Origin of the sequence: Microvirga sesbaniae (genome assembly GCF_025460805.1) — a bacterium.
Lineage (GTDB): Bacteria > Pseudomonadota > Alphaproteobacteria > Rhizobiales > Beijerinckiaceae > Microvirga > Microvirga sesbaniae.
On record NZ_JAMXFJ010000006.1, the window covers coordinates 83494 to 101273 of the forward strand.

Sequence of the window (17780 nt, forward strand, 5' to 3'; positions counted from 1 at the left end):
GGTCACGCCTTCTGAGGTGCCGGGGAGCGTGACGGCTGCAGGCTGCGGAGCGCGGCCTGCAGCCTCGCATGCGCGGACCGCATGGCCGGTCCCTTGAAGATGAGCAGCAGGCTCACCAGGATGCCGGTGAGCGGGATGCCATACATGGCAACCACCGCCACCGGGGTCCGGGCCACGGCGCTCGATGCGGCAAAGCCCAGGATCCGCAAGAGAACGATGGCGACGACCGCCCCGGCCATGGCGATGCCGCGCCCCTGGCGGGTGGTCCGGGCCTCCCCGAGGGCCGCGAAGGCGATGACCATCATGGCGAGCGGGTAGAGCCAGGAGGACAGGCGCTCGTGCAGCTCGGCCCGGAAGCGCCCCCGCTGCTCCTGGTAGATCAGTTCGTTCTTGTCGGGGAACAGGAGCTGGGTCGTGCTCCGTTCGCGCGGCTTGTAGATGACCTCGCCGCCTTCCTTGTTGAAGGCGGACAGGTCGACCGCATAGCGTTCGAAGGCCACGATCGACGAATCGCGGCTGTTGGGCTCCTTGCGCTGAACGCTGCCCTTCTGAAGCACGAGATAGGCGTTTCCGCCCTGCTCGACGGTCTGGCCGCGCTCGGCGAGATACACGATGGCTTTGTCCTTCTCCCGGAGATCTTCCATGAAGATCCCCAGGAGGGCGTCCCCCGAGCGTTCCCGGTAATGGAACGTGATGCCGCTATCGAGGGTGATGAACTGCCCCTCCTTGGCCATGGTGCCGACGAAATCGGCCCTGATCTTGGTGAAGAGCTGGCGCATTTCCTGGAAACTGGCGGGCATCAGATAGAGCGAGATGATCGCCACCACGACGCACACGAAGGCCGCCAGGGCCAGGAAGGGGCGCAGCAGGCGCTGCGGCGGCATCCCGCCGGCGCTCATGACGATCAGCTCGGAATCGCCGTTGAGCTTGTTCAAGGTGTAGAGCGTCGCCAGGAACAGGGCCACCGGGGCGATGACGTTGATCAGGGCCGGCAGGGACAGGCCGGTGACGGTCAGGAAGATGAAGAGGGTCTGGCCCTTGCCGGTCAGGAGGTCGAGTTCGCGCAGGGCCTGCGTGATCCAGATCACGCCCGTCAGGGCGACGAGACACGCGGCGAAGGCATTGAATGTGTTCTTGAGGATGTAGCGTTCGAGAAGTGTCATGAAGCCCTTCGCCCCCGGGCGGCGCAGCCCTGGGTATCCTGTCACATGATCTCAGGCAAGACGGCTGTTTTCAACAGATCGGGATTACGCCGTTTTCACGGCGGCTTCCCCGTGCCTTAACCCGCCATATGATATATGTCCCCAGGCGTCAGCGTCGCAGCCGGCCTGAAGACCGGCGATGTGCATCACAACAAAGAGGATTTCATGGCCGACAGCTTCAAGATCGACTTCCAGCCCCACGGCGCGGTCGAGACCGGCGACCTCGTCGTCTTCGTCGGGGAGGATCTCAAGCCTTCGGACGCGGTTGCCCGGCAGATAGGCCCGGAGGCGGTCGATCTCATCGCCAAGGCTGCGGCCGCCGAGACGTTCAAGGGCAAGGCGAAATCCTCGATGTCCATCGTCGTCCCGGCGGGCCTGTCCGTCGACCGGCTGATCGTGATCGGCCTCGGCGGCGAGAAGGACCGGGCCGGCCTCGACTTCGTTCAGCTGGGCGGTCTGGTGGCCGGAAAAGCCAACGGCAAGGTCGCCACGGTGGCGCTGGACCTGCCCGGGGTCGAGATCACGCCGGATGCGGTCGCCGACATCGCGCTCGGCGCTCAGCTGCGCCGCTACAGCTTCGATCGCTACAAGACCAAGAAGGACGACAACGGCCCCGATGCCGGCCGCCTCGTCCTGAGCGTGTCCGATCCCGCGGCCGTCAAGAAGATCTACAAGGCCCGCGAGGGTCTCCAGCAGGGCGTGGTCCTCGCCCGCGACCTCGTCAACGAGCCGCCGAACGTGCTCGGGCCCGAGGAATTCGCCGCCCGGGCCCAGGCTCTGACCAAGCTCGGCGTGGAGGTGGAGATCCTCGACGACAAGGCCATGCGCAAGCTCGGCATGCAGGCTCTTCTCGGCGTCGCGCAGGGCTCCGTGCGCGGCGGCCGGGTCGCCATCATGCGCTGGAACGGCGGCAAGCCCGGCGACAGCCCCATCTCATTCATCGGCAAGGGCGTGGTGTTCGACTCGGGCGGCATCTCGATCAAGCCCGGCGCCGGCATGGAGGACATGAAGGGCGACATGGCCGGGGCGGCCTGCGTGGTGGGCCTCATGCATGCGCTCGCGAGCCGCAAGGCCAAGGCGAACGTGGTCGGGGCGATCGGCCTCGTGGAGAACATGCCCGACGGGAATGCGCAGAGGCCCGGCGACATCGTCACCACCATGTCCGGCCAGACCATCGAGATCATCAACACGGACGCCGAGGGGCGCCTCGTGCTCGCCGACGTGCTCTGGTACGTGCAGGACCGCTTCAAGCCGAAATTCATGATCGATCTGGCGACCCTGACGGGCGCGATCCTCGTGGCCCTGGCCCAGGAATATGCGGGGCTGTTCTCGAACGACGACGAACTGGCCGAGCGCCTGACCGCCGCCGGAAAGGCGACCGGCGAGCGCGTGTGGCGCATGCCGCTCGGGCCGGAATTCGACAAGATGATCGAATCCAAGTTCGCCGACATGAAGAACTCGGCGGGCCGCTTCGGCGGTTCGAGCACGGCGGCGGCCCTGCTCCAGCGCTTCGTCAACGACGTGCCCTGGGCCCATCTCGACATCGCCGGCACGGCCATGGGCTCGCCGGCGACCGAGATCAACAAGGGCTGGAGCTCCGGCTGGGGCGTGCGCCTCCTCGATCGCCTCGTGCGCGACCATTACGAGGCCTGAGGATGACGGCCGAAAAGGACCAGGCACGCCTTCAGCCCGTTGCACCCGCAGGGGATTGTGATCGTCGATGACCGAGGTCCTTTTCTACCACCTGCAGCATCAGCCCCTCGAGGCCGTGCTGCCCACGCTCCTGCAGAAGACCCTGGAGCGGGGGTGGCGCGGGGTCGTGCAGGTGACGACCGAAGAGCGCATGTCGGCGCTCGACGATCACCTGTGGACCTTTGCCGACGAAAGCTTCCTGCCGCACGGGACGGACCGGGAAGCCCATGCGGCGGACCAGCCGATCCTCATCACCCTGTCCGGGGACAACCCCAACGGCGCCTCGATCCGCTTCCTGGTCGAGGGCGCCGATCTGCCCGAGGACATCGCCGGCTACGAACGGCTCGCGATCCTCTTCGACGGCAACGACGTCCAGGCCCTGGCCTTCGCCCGCGACCAGTGGCGCGCCGTGAAGGAGGGCGGCCACGACGCGACCTACTGGCAGCAGGACGAGCGCGGACGCTGGCAGCGGAAGGCGTGAAACCCTCGCCGGAGCCATCGTCCCACCGCCCGACAGGCACCCTCCGCACGTCATGGCCGGCCTTGTGCCGGCCATCCCGATCCGAAGAGCGCGGCGCCTCTCGTATCGGGATCACCGGGACAAGCCCGGTGATGACGTGGCTTGTTGGCACAAGCCCGGTGATGACGTGGCGCGTGGCACGGGCCAGTGACGACACCCTCCCGTGATCCCGGCCTCGTGCCGGCGCCCGCACACGAAGACTTCATCGGGCCGGAACTTGCCGCGGCAGGGCGGCTCTCCAGTTTCAGGGAGGCCGAAAGGAACTCCCGATGACCCGAGCGACGCGTCTTCCCCTCCATGCCGCCTTCGTCCTGTCCCTGGCGATGCCCGTTCTGTCCCTGGCGATGCCCCTGGGAGCCGCCGCGCAGGAACAGGCGGGCAGCCGCGAGCAGCCTCAGGGCCAGCCGCAGGAGGCGCGCCGGTCCCGGCCGGAGGCGCGGGACAACCAGGCGCTCCCGCCGGAATCGGTCACGCGCCACACCCTGCAGCTGCCGGGGCGGACCCTGTCCTTCACGGCCGCCGCCGGGCATCTGACGCTGACCGACCAGCAGGGCGCCCCCCAGGCCGAGATCGGGTTCGTCGCCTACACCCGGGACGATGCCGACCCGGCGACCCGGCCCGTGACCTTCGCGGTGAACGGCGGGCCCGGCGCGTCCTCGGCCTATCTGCATCTTCTCGCGGTCGGTCCGTGGCTGCTGCCGACGGATGGGCCGGCGATCAGCCCCTCGGCGTCTCCGGCGCTCGTGCCGAATGCCGAGACCTGGCTCGACTTCACGGATCTCGTGTTCGTCGATCCGCCCGGCACGGGCTACAGCCGCGTGGTCGGGGGCGACCCGGTGCGCGAGCGGTTCTATTCGGTGGCCGGCGATATCGACGGGCTCGCGGCCTTCGTGATGCGCTGGCTGAAGGAGAAGAACCGGCTCGTCTCGCCCAAATTCTTCGTCGGCGAGAGCTACGGCGGCTTCCGCGGACCGCTGCTGGCCCAGAAGCTGCAGAACGACCAGGGCGTCGGCTTCAGCGGCCTCGTGCTCGTCTCGCCGGTCTTCGACTTCGACTGGCTCGAGCAGGGGACCGCCGGGGCGCCCTGGACCTATTCGGCTCTGCTGCCGTCGCTCGCGGCCGCGAAACTCTCCCGCACCGGGCCGGTGTCGCGGGAGGCGCTCAGGGACGCGGAGGCCTACGCGTCCGGCGACTACCTCGTCGACCTCATGCGGGGCCTGCAGGACAGGGCGGCCGTCGACCGGATCAGCCGGCGCGTGGCGGAGCTGAGCGGGCTCGACCCCGAACTCACCCGCCGCCTCGCCGGACGCGTCGACATGCGCACGGTCCAGCGCGAGCTGAGGCGCGGATCGTCCGAGGTCGTCAGCGCCTACGACACCAACGTGGCGATCGCCGACCCCAATCCGGCGTCCCAGTCCTCGCGCTTCGACGATCCCGTGCTCGACGCGATGACGGCGCCCCTGTCGAGCGCGATCATCCATCATCTGACGGACACCCTGAACTACAGGGCGGACGGGCGCTACAACCTCCTGAACGGGTCGGTCAACGGGGCCTGGCGCTGGGGCGGCGGCCGCAGCGGTCCCGAAAACCTCGACGAGCTGCGGCAGGCTCTCTCCCTCGACGGCAAGATGCGCGTGCTCGTCACGCACGGTTTCACCGACCTGGTGACGCCCTATTACGCCTCCCAGCTGCTCCTCAACCAGCTGCCCGAACTCGGTCCCCAGCCGCGTGTCACGCTGAGTGTTTACGAAGGCGGCCACATGTTCTATTCGCGGCAGGCGTCACGGCAGGCCTTCAAGGCCGATGTGCAGCGCCTCTTCGACGAGGCCCTGCAGGCGAGGGCCGACAACAGGGATTGATGGGGATGCATGTGAAGGTTCTCTCGAGCGTCGCTCTCGTCGCGCTGGTTCTGGCCGCCTGCACCAGCACGGGCAGCGCTCCGCCTGCTCCTGCCGTAACGATCGCTCCGGCGCCGATTGTCGCTCCGGGACCGGCCATCGACGGGCCCACGCTCGGACCGGACGGCCGCTGCACCGTCACGGGATTCGGCCGGGCGACCACCATCGAGCCCGGAATCACCGAGTGCGATCTCGTGCGCCTGAAAGGCAAGCCGGCCACCGACGTGCTGGTCGGCGAGAGCGGCAAGGGCCAGCGCGAGGTCCAGGTGCTCTATTCCGAGCCCGGCGGCCGCGAGCTGTATTTCTTCGTGAACAACCGGCTCGACCGGATCGTGAAGCCTTAAGAGCGCCTCGCGGCCCCGGGTCTCAAGCATCGGACGTGTGATCGACCTCACGCCCGATGCCTTAGCTTTTGTTGTGGAGCATCTTTTCACGCAAAACCGGTTCCCACTTTTGCGCCCGATGCTCGAGGCCCGCGCCACTCGCCGGCCATCCCGATTGCTTCGGGCTCAGCGCTTCAGACGATCGGGATCACCGGGACAAGCCCGGTGATGACGTGGTGTGTGTGTGGCCCGGTCCTAACATTCTCCGCACGTCATGGCCGGCCTTGTGCCGGCCATCCCGATCGGAAAGGCGCGGCGCTTCACCGTAGCGAGATCACCGGGACGAGCCCGGTGATGACGGGGAGGGGAGAGACGGCTCTCCCGATCGTCCGATGCTTGGGCTTTTGCTTGGAGTATCTTTTCACGCAAAACCAGTTCCCACTTTTCACGTCCGATGCGTGAGCCTGGGGCGGTTCACCGGCTGCCGCGCGGAGCCGGCCCGACGGAGATGTCGAAATGCAGCACCTCCTCGCGGGCGCCGAGCTTGTCATAGAGGGCGATGGCGGGATCGTCGCCGTGATCGGCCTGCACGTAGACGACCCATCCTCCGCGCTGCGCGGCGATCCCGCGCAGGTGCTCGATGAGCGTGGTGGCGATGTGCCGGCGGCGATGGGCCGCGTCGACGGCGAGATCGTAGATATAGAACTCCCGTCGCGCCTTCTCGAACTTCTCCAGCTCGTAGGCGACCAGCCCGCCCAGGACCTCGCCGTCCGCCAGCGCCGCCAGGGCGACGACATGCTCCTTGGCGAGGAGTTCTTCCAGATAGGCGTCGCTCGGCGGCTCGGACGCGTAGGAAGCGGGATCGTCGAAGACTGCGGCGAACAACGCGTTCAGCTTGCGCAGAAGCGGGACGTCGCCGGGGCCGAGACGGCGGATGCGGAACGGGATCGGCGACATGGGCTCATCATAGGGCGGCTGCGGCATCCATGTCATGCCCCCGGAGCCGGCGATGCCTCATGGCGCTGACGCGGGATCGGTCGTCAGACGGGGCGCCTGATGCGGCATCCCGCCCGGGAGGTCGCGCGGTCGTAGAGACGTCGGATGTCGTCGAGGCTGCGGATCGCCGGGCCGGACCGTCTCTGGATCACGGCGCTCAATTGCCGGAACTTGTCGTCGGACCAGTCCTCGATCACAAGGGCCACGGCCTTCTTGAGAGGGAGCGTCGCGACCTTCACGGGCAGAAGGTCGGCATTTCTGGACGGCCTGCCGATGGCAAACAGATCGACGATCTCTTCGAGATCATGAGCAGCGGTCACAATCCTCTCCCTGCCTCTCCCTGCGGGCCCGACCTGGCGCGATCACGGGCAGAGGAATGTCGCAGTCCACGACGCGGGCCTTCAAATGACCAAAGGAGGTAAGCAACAGCCATCATGGGCATGGGCCTTTCCGGCCCTCGAAACCGGATGACATCGTTAGCGCCAGACGCACGGGAAGGGGGCCAGCGGATCGTTGTCGTTGCCCGGTTCGACCTCCCGGGCTCTGAAGGGTGCAAGCGGCACGAAAGCCCGCGAGAAGAGCCTTGCCGTGCAGTAGGACATCACCTGATTCATCCGAGCCTCCATCAAAGGCAGCCGAAGGCTACCTTAGGGATAGCTGGACAGATGTGCTGTCCCGCACGCGATATTACCTTACGGCATCATTACCTAACCGCATGCTGCGCCGGGAAGGCGGCACGCTTCCCATGCAGGCGGGCTTTCGATTTGATCGGCAGGCGGGACCCATTGTCATTGACGGCGGACGCCGAACTGTCCGTCAGATGGGCCAGCGGCAAGAGACCCACCTCGAAGACTTTGTCGGTGCAGGCGGAAATCTGGATTCTCATCGGTCAGCCTCCCCCATAAGGCTCTTTCGAGAATACGTTCCTGCTCCGATTCTGCGCGGGCCCCGAGTAGGTAACTCCGGGGCCCTGCGGGGGTAGGCACGAGGGGGTACGGGCCGGATGCCTGCCGGTCCGCGCTCTGCCTCAATAGACCTCGTAGCGCCGGACGGGCCGGTCATAACCGTCGTCTCTGTCATCGCGGTCGTATCCGCGGTCGTAGCCGCGCCGCGGCGGCCGGCCGCGATATCCGTCGTCGCGCCACCGGTCGCCCCGGTCGTAGCCGCGCGCCACGAACGCGCAGCGCTTCGGAATTCCTGGCGCGGGATCGCCGAAGACCCGGTTCGAGCACGGGACGCCACGCTCCCGCACGAACATTTCCGCGCTCCGCCCGGGAACGCCGTAGATGACGCGGGTGGGGTAGGGGACGCGGCAGAATTCGTGTTCCCGCGCACAGGGCACCAGGCTCTGGGCCTGCGCCGCCGGCATCGTCCCGAAGAATGCGCCGGCGGCCAGGACCGCCGTTGCCAATACTGCGCGAAGCATGTCTCGTTCTCCATCGTGAGGTCGTCACTGTACGGCGCGGAGGATGAACGATGTTATAACGCGTTGTTCAGGGGCGATTGTCCGTCTCGCGGCCAGCTGCCGGATCCGCCCCGACGACGACGAAAAACCGTCCGTCGCCGACCCGGCAATGTGCTACGCGCCCGCTTCCTCGATCTCGCTGCTCAGCGTCAGCCATTCTTCCTCGACGGAGGCCAGGGTCCCGGCCGCTTCGGCGCGCATCCTGGACAATTCGGTGGCCTTCGCCGGGTCCTTCCGGAAGGCGGTGCCGTCGGCGAGCGCGGCGTCGATCTTGCCGATCACGTCCGTGAGCTTCGCCATCCGGCCTTCGAGCCCCTCCAGCTTCTTGCGCAGGGGCGCCAGCGCCACCCGCCGCTCGGCGGCGGCGCGACGCTCGTCCACCTTGGAGGCCCCGGGCGCCTGCGGCTTGTCGGAGCGCCTCTGCGGATCGAGATCGCCGGAGAGCACGAGCTGGCGGTAATCGTCCATGTCGCCGTCGAAGGGCTTCACCCCGCCGTTGCCGACGATCCAGAGCCGGTCGGCGCAGGCCTCGATCAGGAAGCGGTCGTGGCTCACGAGGATCACGGCCCCCGTGTAGTCGTTGATCGCTTCCATGAGGGCCGTGCGGCTGTCGATGTCGAGATGGTTCGTCGGCTCGTCGAGGATCAGCAGGTGAGGGCCGTCGAAAGCCGCCAGCCCCATGAGCAGGCGCGCCTTTTCGCCGCCCGACAGGGCGGAGACCGGCGTGTCGGCCTTGGCGCCCGGAAAGCCGATCTGCGCGGTCCGGGCCCGGATCCTGGCGACCGGCGTATCGGGCATCCGCTCGGCGACGTGGTCGTAGGCGGTCGCCTTGGGGTTCAGCTCGTCGAGCTGGTGCTGGGCGAAATACGCCACGTCCATGCGGCCGGGCGTGCGCATCTCGCCCTTCATGGGCGCGAGCCGGCCGCCGATGAGCTTGCAGAAGGTGGATTTGCCGTTGCCGTTCGAGCCGAGCAGCGCGATCCGGTCGTCGGGCGCGATCGTCAGGTTGAGGCGGTCGAGCACGATCCGCTCGCCGTAACCGACGGCGCCGCCCTCGACCGTGATCAGCGGCGGCGCGGCGGGACGGTCCGGGCCGGGCAGGTTGAAGGGCAGCACGTCGTCTTCCACGATGGTCGCGACGGGCTCCAGCTTGGCGAGGCGCTTGACGCGGGACTGCGCCTGCCGGGCCTTCGAGGCCTTGGCCTTGAAGCGGTCGACGAACGCCTGGAGATGCTTGCGTTCGGCCTCCTGCTTGGCGGCCATCTTGGCCGTCAGCTCGCGCTTCTCCGCGAACTGCTTGGCGAAGGACGTGTAGCCGCCGCGGTAGATCGTGAGCTTGCCCCGGTCGAGATGGAGGATGTGGTTCACGCAGGCGTCGAGAAGCTCGCGGTCGTGGCTGATGACCAGCACCGTGTGCGGGTAGCGTCCAAGATAATCGTAGAGCCAGAGGGTGCCCTCGAGGTCGAGATAGTTGGTCGGCTCGTCGAGGAGCAGCAGGTCCGGCTCGGTGAAGAGCACGGCCGCGAGGGCCACGCGCATGCGCCAGCCGCCGGAGAAATCCGAGCAGGGCCGGTTCTGGGCCTCGGCGTCGAAGCCGAGGCCGTGCAGGATCGCGGCGGCGCGGGACGGGGCCGAGTGGGCCCCGATATCGGTGAGCCTGGTCTCGATCTCGGCCCGGCGGAGGCCGTCCGCCGTCTCGGCCTCGGCCATGAGGGCGCTGCGCTCCCTGTCGGCGGCGAGCACCACGTCGATCAGGGATTCCGGGCCGCCGGGTGCTTCCTGGGCCACGGCGCCGATCTTCATGCCCCGGGGCAGGGTGACGCCGCCGCTCTCCGTGGCGAGCTCGCCCTGGATGATCCTGAACAGGGTGGTCTTGCCCGCGCCGTTGCGCCCGACGAGCCCCACCTTCGCGCCGGCGGGCAGGTTGAAGGAGGCGCGGTCGAGGATCAGCCGGTCGCCGATGCGGTAGGTCAGGTCGTTGACGTGAAGCATGTCGCCTTTTGGCGCGTGATCGCCGCTCTTGCAAGGTCTCGGGCCCAGGCCGCGACCGGACGCCACCTAGCCTGAATCGCCAGTGACAAGACCCGCAATGCCTGGGAAAGGGATGGGTCAAATGACATACTGGCTATGGAAAATTTGTGCTATAGCCAAGGATAGCATTCAGGGGGAGAGGACCGATGGCGCGGCTCGCCGGGATTAAGCTCTTCAAGGGATTGGACATCGATCTCGAACGTTTCGAGGCGCGGGCCAACTGGCGCCGCTTCGACCCCGAGGAGGTTCTGGTCGACTTCGACGAGCCATCGACCGACGTCTATTTCCTCCTCTCCGGCGAGGTCCGGGTCCTCATGCGGACGGCCTCGGGCAAGGAGGTCATCCTCTACGAGATGAAGCCCGGCGACCTGTTCGGCGAGCTGGCGGCGCTCGACGGCGTGCCCCGTTCGGCCAATGTCACGGCGCTCACCCGCGGCGAGGCCTGCGTGATGCCCGCGACGGTCTTCAAGGAGCTTCTCTTCTCCCACCAGCCCATCGCCGAGCGGCTGTTCTGCCTCATGGCGTCCCGCATCCGCGAGCTGAACGCCCGCTTCATGGAACAGACGGTGCTCGATCTCCGGCACAGGCTCTATTCGGAGCTCCTGCGCCTCTCGACGCCCCGTCAGGACCGGTCGGGGGAGCGGGTCATCACCCCGCCGCCCTTCCACCACATCGTGGCCGCCCGGATCGGCTGCCGGCGCGAGCAGATCACCCGGGAATTCACGATGCTGACGCAGGAAGGGCTGATCGAGCGCACGCGCGGCGCCCTGATCCTGCGGCAGCCGGACGTGCTCAAAGCGCGCGTGGCCGAGGCGATGCAGACGGACCACTAGACGCATCCTTCGGGCCGTAGGCGGCGAAGAAGACCCGAAGCGCGTGCTCCACGTTCTTCTGGATCTCGGCTTCCGTCGGCGGCTCTCCCACCGAGAAGAGCAGGCGGCGCAGCATGCCCGACACGCACAGGTCGAGGAAATGCTGGGCGGCCACATGGGTATCCTCGATGGACAGCCGGCCCGCTTCGACCTGGCGGTCGAAATAGGCGCCGAGGCGGGCGAGCCCCTGGCAGGGACCTGCCTCATAGAAGGCCTGGCCCAGATGGGGGAACTTCTCGGCCGCGCCCATGACCATGCGGATCGACGAGATGTGTTCGGGCTTGCCCATGCGGCGCAGATAGCCGAGGCCGAGCGCCTTCAGGACGCCGCGGACGTCGGGATCGTTCGCATCGAGCTTGAACAGGACCTCGGCCAGGCCCCGCTTCTCCTCGGTGGTCAACGCGGCGAAAAGGCGTTCCTTGCTGTCGAAATAGACGTAGAGCGTCCCCTTGGAGACACCCGCCACCTTGGCGATCTCGCCCATGCTGGCGCCGTCGAAGCCCTCGGCCAGGAAGACCTTGCGGGCGCCCTCCAGGATCTGGCGGCGCTTCGCGTTCTCCGGGCTCTCGTCGGCCGGAGAGGAAAGTGCCTGATCTCGGGTGCTGTCATGCACGGCGCTCATAGCCTCTCTCGTATCCTTTTTCGTTTGCGCTATTGACCGAACGGTTCGGTCAACTCATATATGGCAGGCGACTGGCAGATATCAAGTCTGCAACGATAAGCCCGAACCATTTCGATCGACGGGCTTTAAGTTGGCTTGCAGAGGTTCACATGGCTTACCGGGATGAGTTTGAGCAGGGCGCCAAAGAGCGCCCCGAGACGGCCAAGGGCGGGCAGCCCGTTCAGGCGCCCGAGCCTGTCCAGGCTCCGTCCGAGGCGCCGTCCCAGGCCGCCGAGCCCAAGGCACGCAAGAAGGGTTTCGGAAAGAAGCCCGTGATCCTGGCGATCCTGGCGGCTGCTCTGGGATTCGGCGGCTACGAGGGCTACCACTGGTGGACCGACGGCCGCTTCATGGTCTCGACCGACGACGCCTATGTGCAGGCGGACATCACGATCCTGTCGGCCAAGATCTCCGGCTACGTCGCCTCCGTGGCCGTCACGAACAACCAGAGCGTCAAGGCCGGTGACCTGATCGCCAAGATCGACGACGGCGACTATCGTCTTGCCCTCCAATCCGCCAAGGACAAGCTTGCGACCCAGCAGAGCGCGATCGTGCGCCTCGGCCGCCAGATCGAGGCGGGCCGCGCCTCGGCCCTGCAGGCCGAATCGCAGGTGGTCAGCGCGCAGGCCGAGGCCGAGCGGGCCGAGGGCGACTATGCCCGCCAGCAGCAGCTCGCCCGGTCCGACTACACCAGCCGCGCCGCGCTCGAGAACGCCAAGGCCGCCCGCGACCGCGCCAACGCCGACGTCAAGAGCGCCCAGGCGGCGGTGGCGGCCGCTCAGGCCAATGTCGAGGTTCTCTCCGCTCAGAAGAATGAGGGCGAGCGCCTTGCCGCCGAGTACCAGACGGCCGTCGACAAGGCCGAGCGGGATCTCTCCTTCACGGAAATCCGCGCGCCCCTCGATGGGGTCATCGGCAACAAGGCCGTGGAGGTCGGCACCTACGTCCAGCCCGGCGCCCGCCTGGCGGCCCTCGTGCCGCTGACCAGCGTCCATGTGGATGCCAACTTCAAGGAGACGCAGCTCGCCTCCCTGCAGCCCGGGCAGACGGTGCACGTGAAGGTCGACGCCTTCCCGGATTCCGACATCGTCGGCACGGTCGAGAGCGTCTCGCCCGCCGCCGGCGCGGTGTTCAGCCTGCTGCCGCCGGAGAATGCCACCGGCAACTTCACCAAGATCGTCCAGCGCGTGCCCGTCCGCGTGGCCGTCAAGCCCGAGGTGGCGCAGCAGGGGCTGCTGCGCCCCGGCCTGTCGGTCGTGGTCGACGTGGACACCCGCACCGGTGCCCATCCGGCCAAGACGGCCAGCATCAAAGAGTAGGGACCATGGCCGCATCGGCTGCCATCCAATCCAGGCCTCAAGGCATGCCTGCCGCGAAGCCGGCGCCGCTCGACCGGCGCCGGACTTTCGCGTTCTTCTGCATGGTCTTCGGCATGTTCATGGCGATCCTGGACATCCAGATCGTCTCGGCTTCGCTCGCCGAGATCCAGGCGGGCCTCTCCGCCTCGTCGGAGGAAATCTCCTGGGTGCAGACCAGCTATCTGATCGCCGAGGTGATCATGATCCCGCTCTCGGGCACGCTCTCGCGCGTGCTCTCGACCCGCTGGATGTTCGTGATCGCGGCCGGCGGCTTCACGGCCATGAGCTTCCTGTGCGCGACCGCGACGAATATCGAGCAGATGATCGTGTACCGCGCCCTGCAGGGCTTCATCGGTGGCGGCATGATCCCGACGGTCTTCGCCTCGGCGTTCACGATCTTCCCGCCGGAGAAGCGGCCCGTGATCTCGCCGATCATCGGCCTCGTGGCGACCCTGGCCCCCACGATCGGCCCGACGCTCGGCGGCTATCTGACGGATCTGTTCTCCTGGCACTGGCTGTTCCTGGTCAACATCGTGCCGGGCATCTTCGTGACCGTGTCGACCTACCTGCTGGTCGATTTCGACGAGCCCGACCTCAGCCTGTTCAAGAGCTTCGACTGGGTGGGCCTCGGCTGCATGGCGGCCTTTCTCGGCAGCCTGGAATACGTGCTGGAGGAGGGGCCCAACAACGAGTGGTTCCAGGACGAGGCGGTGCTGATCCTCGCCATCGTGTGCGCCGTCGGGGCGATCGGCTTCTTCTACCGCGCCTTCACGGCCAAGCAGCCGATCGTGGACCTGCGCGCCTTCGCGGACCGCAACTTCCTGGCCGGATCGTCCTTCAGCTTCGTCATGGGCATCGGCCTCTACGGCCTGACCTACCTCTACCCGGTCTATCTGGCGCGGGTGAGGGGCTACTCGTCCCTCCAGATCGGCGAGACCATGTTCGTGACCGGCGCCACCATGTTCCTCATGGCCCCGGTGGCCGGGATGCTGTCGCGCAAGATGGACCCGAGGCTCATGATGGCCATCGGCTTCGGCGCGTTCGCCTTCGGCACCTGGCAGATCACGGGCCTGACCAAGGACTGGGATTTTTGGGAGCTGTTCGTGCCGCAGATCTTCCGCGGCGTCGGCCTCATGATCTGCATGGTTCCGATCAACAACATCGCCCTCGGCACCCTGCCGCCGGACCGGATCAAGAATGCGTCGGGCCTCTACAACCTGACCCGCAATCTCGGCGGCGCGGTCGGCCTGGCGGTGATCAACACCCTGCTGAACAACCGCCTCGACCTGCATCTCCAGCGCCTGCGCGAGAGCGTCAGCTGGGACAGCTCCCGGGCGATGGAGACCCTCAACGCCCTGACCATGCGGTTCCAGGGGCTCGGCGCGGACGCCAACGCGGCGGCGATCAAGACCATGTCGAACATGGTCAGGAAGGAAGCCCTGGTGATGTCCTTCGCCGACGTGTTCCTGCTCCTGACGGTGCTGTTCCTGGGCCTGATCTGTGCCTTGCCCTTCATCAAGAAGCCTCGCGCCGCGCCGGCAGGCGGCGGCGGGGGGCATTAGAGCGGCGCTTTTCCGCATCGGGATGGCCGGGACAGGCGCGGCCATGACGTCGGGCGGGTGTTGTCACCGCCTCATGCCACCCTCTCACGTCATCACCGGGCTTGTCCCGGTGATCTCGATACGGTGAAGCGCCGCGCTTCAAAGCATCGGGATGGCCGGCACAAGGCCGGCCATGACGTGGATGGGTGGCAGGAAGAGCGGAGGATGCCATGACGTGGGAGGGTGTTCGCACCGCGGTCTCATACCACCCTCCACGTCATCACCGGGCTTGTCCCGGTGATCTCGATCGTCTGGAACGCCGCGCCTCACCGGATCGGGATGGCCGGCACAAGGCCGGCCATGACGTGGGGAGGGTGTCGTCACCGGGTCACACCACCCTGCACGTCAGCACCGGACTCGTCCCGAGGCTCTAGCGCCGATCCTGCTCCGACGTCACGCTCGAACCCTGGGGCTGGGCGGTTGTTCCCGTCGCCGGAACGTCCGCGGGACGGGCCTGGGTGTCGACGCTCACCACCACCGACATTCCCGGCACCAGACGCTCCGTGAGCGCCTGGCCCGGATCGATGGCGATCCTCACGGGCACCCTTTGTGCCACCTTGGTGAAGTTGCCGGTGGCGTTGTCGGTCCTGATCACGCTGAATTCGGAACCGGCGGCGGGCGAGAAGCGCTCGATCCGACCGGCGAGCCGGGCATGTTCCAGAGCGTCGACCGTGAAGGTGACGGGCTGGCCGACTCTCATGCCCGGAAGCTGGGTTTCCTTGAAGTTGGCGACCACCCAGATCCGCTCGGGCACGAGCGCGAGCAGCTGCGTGCCGGCCGACACGTATTGACCGACCCGCGCGCCGACCTCGCCGAGGCGTCCGTCCTCGGGGGCCAGGATGCGCGTGTTCTGCAGATCGATCTCGGCCAGCCTCACGGCCGCCTCCGCGCCCTGCACGGCCGCCTCGAGGGATTGGCGGTTGACCAGCGTGGAGGCGAGATCCTGGCGCGAGACGGTCAGCGCCGCCTCGGCCTGGTGCAGGGCGGCGGTCGCCTGGTCGAAACCGGCCCGGGCCTGATCGGCCTGGCTCTGCGTGGCGACCCCCCGTTCCAGAAGCGGCGCGATCCTGTTCCAGTTCGCTTCCGCGGCGCTCAGGGCCGCCCGGGTGCTGTCGACCTGGGCCTCGCTCGACTGAATCCGCGCCCGGTCCGAGCGCTCCTTCTGCTCGGAGTTGGACAGGGCCGCCTGCTGGCTGGCCAGGGTGGCCTTCGCCTGCTCGAGCTTCTGCGCGAAGATCCGGTCGTCGATCTTCACCAGGAGCTGCCCCGCGTTCACATGCTGGAAGTCCTGCACGGCCACTTCGGCCACGTAGCCGGCAAGCTGGGGGGCGATCACCGTGATCTGTCCCCTGACATAGGCATTGTCCGTGGTCTCGACCGAACTCGTGAAGGGCGGGAGACGCCAGGCATAGAGCACGAGGGCGACACCCGCGATGCCGATGATCGCAGCGACGAGGGAGGCGGTGGATCGAAAGAACTTGGTCATGATGATCTTAGCTGACGGCCGGTTGCGGTTCAGGCGAAAGGCCCCTGCGGATCGCGCGGAGCCCGAGATGGAGAAGCATCGCCGCGAGCGCGGCGGCGGCCGCGAGGGCGATGGCCAGGAAGGCGTCGTTGTAGGCGAGCACGGTCGCCTCGCGGGTGACCTGCTGCCCGAGGAGCACGAGACCCTCGGCATTGAGCAGGGATCTGTCCGTCAGGACGCGGCCATAGGCTGCGGCAAGCTGCGCCATGCGCTGAGCGACGAGCGGATCCGTGGACGCGAGGTGATCGGCCAGGGCCTGAAGGTGGAACCTCGTGCGCCACGTGATGAAGGTGCCGACGAGCGCCGATCCGATCACGCCGCCAAGGCTCTGCGTCGTCAGGAACACGACGATGAAGTTCAGGATGAAGGTCGGCCCCCGCTGCAGCGCCAGCGCCAGCCCGGTCGCCATGGCGGGAGGCAGGAACAGGACGCCGGCCGCGGCGATCAGCGCCTGGCTCACATACATCTGCTCGGGCCTGGTGAGGCTCGTCGCATTGCTGTCCATGAGCGCGCCGATCAGCAGCAGGACCAGCGCGACCATCTGGGCGGCCGTCTCGCGGCCGGGCTTGACAAGAAGGATATAGGCGAGGCCGGCCGTGACGGACGCCCCGATGACCACCAGGGACAGGACCGTCATCTGCTCGTTCTGCAGCCCCAGGGACTGGAAGAACGTGAAGGCGCCGGCCGTCTGTTCCGACATGAGAAGGCGGAAGATCATGAGGGTGCCGGCGAGGTGCAGGATCTCCTTTTGGGCAAGCCAGCGGATATCCAGGAAGGGCGTGTCCCGGTTGAGCTCGATCACGATCGCGCAGGTGAGCGAAGCGAGGCCGACGGCGAGCATGGCTCCGAGCCAGGGCGCTTCGAACCACCAATAGACCCGCCCCAGCGCGAACACCATGGCGATGAGACCGAAGCCGACGGCGATGAAAAGGTAGCTGACCACGTCGAGCCAGTGGATGACCTTGGCCCTCGGCGGAGGCGTCAGGGGCAGGAGATACACGGCCGCGAAGGCCATCATGGCGAGCGCGATCTCGAACAGATACAGGCCATGCCAGTCGCCCAGCATCAGAAGGTCCGGCGAGATCAGACGGGCCAAGGGGGCGCCCAGGGCGATGTTCGTGAGCACGAGGGGCTGGCCGACGCTCAGCTTCTTGGCCGGGGGCAGCGGTTCCAGCATGTACAGAAAGGCGAGCGTCGAGATGGGCGACGCCGCGATGCCGCTGAAGAACCGAACGACGAGGGCGGATTGCAGATCCCGCACGAAGATGTGCAGCAGCATCACGAGGACGAACACGAGAATGCTCAGCTCCGCGAAGTTGCGAAGTCCGAATTGAGCCCGGACCTTCACGAGGATCAGCGACAGGCTGACATTGGGCGCCATGTAGGCGGCGATCAGCCAGGTGACCTCATTCGTCGTGGCGCCGAGCGGCCCCTGAAGCTGAGGCAGGTTCGCCGCAGCAAGGTTCATCCCCAGACCTTGCGTGAGAGACAAGAGAAGGGACGTCAGCATGTAGAGGACCGCCCGGGACCAGGGCATGGGGGCGGGCGCCGGCGGAGCGGGCGAAGGCTGCGGCTCGACCGGCTTCGAAGCGGTCACAGGATCGGAGCCGGAGCCGTGGGGAGAATTGTCGTCGGA

Annotated in this window: 17 protein-coding genes; 7 read left to right on the plus strand and 10 right to left on the minus strand. The window is 67.3% G+C overall.

Annotated features, from left to right (window positions below; all coding sequences use genetic code 11):
• Positions 1-2 precede the first annotated feature (2 nt).
• Positions 3-1163 carry an LPS export ABC transporter permease LptF gene (lptF, locus tag OCW50_RS11210; RefSeq protein WP_262297566.1) on the minus strand — a complete coding sequence of 387 codons (1161 nt, stop codon included), beginning with the start codon at positions 1161-1163 and terminating at the stop codon, positions 3-5.
• 204 nt (positions 1164-1367) lie between these two features.
• Between lptF and OCW50_RS11215 the strand changes: the two genes are divergently transcribed.
• The 4 genes from OCW50_RS11215 to OCW50_RS11230 all read left to right on the plus strand — a co-directional run bounded on the left by OCW50_RS11215 (position 1368) and on the right by OCW50_RS11230 (position 5656).
• Positions 1368-2855, plus strand: a complete 1488-nt coding sequence (locus OCW50_RS11215) for a leucyl aminopeptidase (protein WP_262297567.1) — start codon at positions 1368-1370, stop codon at positions 2853-2855.
• Between the two features lie 67 nt (positions 2856-2922).
• Positions 2923-3375: a DNA polymerase III subunit chi gene (locus OCW50_RS11220; RefSeq protein WP_262270760.1), complete on the plus strand. Its 453-nt coding sequence runs from the start codon at positions 2923-2925 to the stop codon at positions 3373-3375.
• A gap of 308 nt (positions 3376-3683) precedes the next feature.
• Positions 3684-5273, plus strand: a complete 1590-nt coding sequence (locus OCW50_RS11225; protein ID WP_262297568.1) for a S10 family peptidase — start codon at positions 3684-3686, stop codon at positions 5271-5273.
• Positions 5273-5656 carry a hypothetical protein gene (locus OCW50_RS11230; protein ID WP_373371372.1) on the plus strand — a complete coding sequence of 128 codons (384 nt, stop codon included), beginning with the start codon at positions 5273-5275 and terminating at the stop codon, positions 5654-5656. Before OCW50_RS11225 ends, OCW50_RS11230 begins: the two co-directional genes overlap by 1 nt.
• 453 nt (positions 5657-6109) lie before the next feature.
• Here the strand turns inward: OCW50_RS11230 and OCW50_RS11235 are convergent, their stop codons facing one another.
• From OCW50_RS11235 to OCW50_RS11260, 6 genes are all read right to left on the minus strand, one after another.
• The gene (locus OCW50_RS11235) at positions 6110-6592 is read right to left on the minus strand and encodes an AAC(3)-I family aminoglycoside N-acetyltransferase (RefSeq protein ID WP_262297569.1); all 483 of its coding nucleotides are present in this window, start codon (positions 6590-6592) and stop codon (positions 6110-6112) included.
• Between the two features lie 83 nt (positions 6593-6675).
• A complete protein-coding gene (locus OCW50_RS11240) occupies positions 6676-6951 on the minus strand; it encodes a hypothetical protein (RefSeq protein WP_262270757.1) in 276 nt (91 codons plus the stop codon).
• A 156-nt stretch (positions 6952-7107) separates the two neighbouring features.
• Complete coding sequence (locus OCW50_RS11245) at positions 7108-7245, minus strand: hypothetical protein (protein WP_173949114.1); 138 nt, start codon at positions 7243-7245, stop codon at positions 7108-7110.
• Between the two features lie 89 nt (positions 7246-7334).
• Entirely contained in the window at positions 7335-7517 is a 183-nt protein-coding gene (locus OCW50_RS11250; protein ID WP_262270756.1) for a hypothetical protein, read from the minus strand.
• Between the two features lie 141 nt (positions 7518-7658).
• On the minus strand, positions 7659-8057 hold the full coding sequence (locus OCW50_RS11255; protein WP_262297570.1) for a hypothetical protein: 399 nt from the start codon (positions 8055-8057) through the stop codon (positions 7659-7661).
• A 153-nt stretch (positions 8058-8210) separates the two neighbouring features.
• The gene (locus tag OCW50_RS11260; protein ID WP_262297571.1) at positions 8211-10088 is read right to left on the minus strand and encodes an ABC-F family ATP-binding cassette domain-containing protein; all 1878 of its coding nucleotides are present in this window, start codon (positions 10086-10088) and stop codon (positions 8211-8213) included.
• Positions 10089-10273: 185 nt separating this feature from the next.
• Here OCW50_RS11260 and OCW50_RS11265 point away from each other — a divergent pair, with 185 nt between their 5' ends.
• Complete coding sequence (locus OCW50_RS11265; RefSeq protein ID WP_262270753.1) at positions 10274-10960, plus strand: Crp/Fnr family transcriptional regulator; 687 nt, start codon at positions 10274-10276, stop codon at positions 10958-10960.
• On the opposite strand, the gene OCW50_RS11270 is transcribed toward OCW50_RS11265, so the two are convergent.
• Positions 10920-11621: a TetR/AcrR family transcriptional regulator gene (locus OCW50_RS11270; RefSeq protein ID WP_262297572.1), complete on the minus strand. Its 702-nt coding sequence runs from the start codon at positions 11619-11621 to the stop codon at positions 10920-10922. The two genes, OCW50_RS11265 and OCW50_RS11270, sit on opposite strands and share 41 nt — an antisense overlap.
• Positions 11622-11770: 149 nt before the next feature.
• Between OCW50_RS11270 and OCW50_RS11275 the strand changes: the two genes are divergently transcribed.
• Positions 11771-12979: an HlyD family secretion protein gene (locus OCW50_RS11275; RefSeq protein WP_262297573.1), complete on the plus strand. Its 1209-nt coding sequence runs from the start codon at positions 11771-11773 to the stop codon at positions 12977-12979.
• A 5-nt stretch (positions 12980-12984) separates the two neighbouring features.
• Positions 12985-14580: a DHA2 family efflux MFS transporter permease subunit gene (locus OCW50_RS11280; RefSeq protein WP_262270750.1), complete on the plus strand. Its 1596-nt coding sequence runs from the start codon at positions 12985-12987 to the stop codon at positions 14578-14580.
• 409 nt (positions 14581-14989) lie between these two features.
• On the opposite strand, the gene OCW50_RS11285 is transcribed toward OCW50_RS11280, so the two are convergent.
• Positions 14990-16105 (minus strand): HlyD family secretion protein, encoded by a 1116-nt coding sequence (locus tag OCW50_RS11285; protein ID WP_262270749.1) that lies wholly within the window; start codon positions 16103-16105, stop codon positions 14990-14992.
• Positions 16106-16112: 7 nt separating this feature from the next.
• Positions 16113-17681, minus strand: a complete 1569-nt coding sequence (locus OCW50_RS11290; RefSeq protein ID WP_262297669.1) for an MFS transporter — start codon at positions 17679-17681, stop codon at positions 16113-16115.
• Positions 17682-17780: the final 99 nt, after the last annotated feature.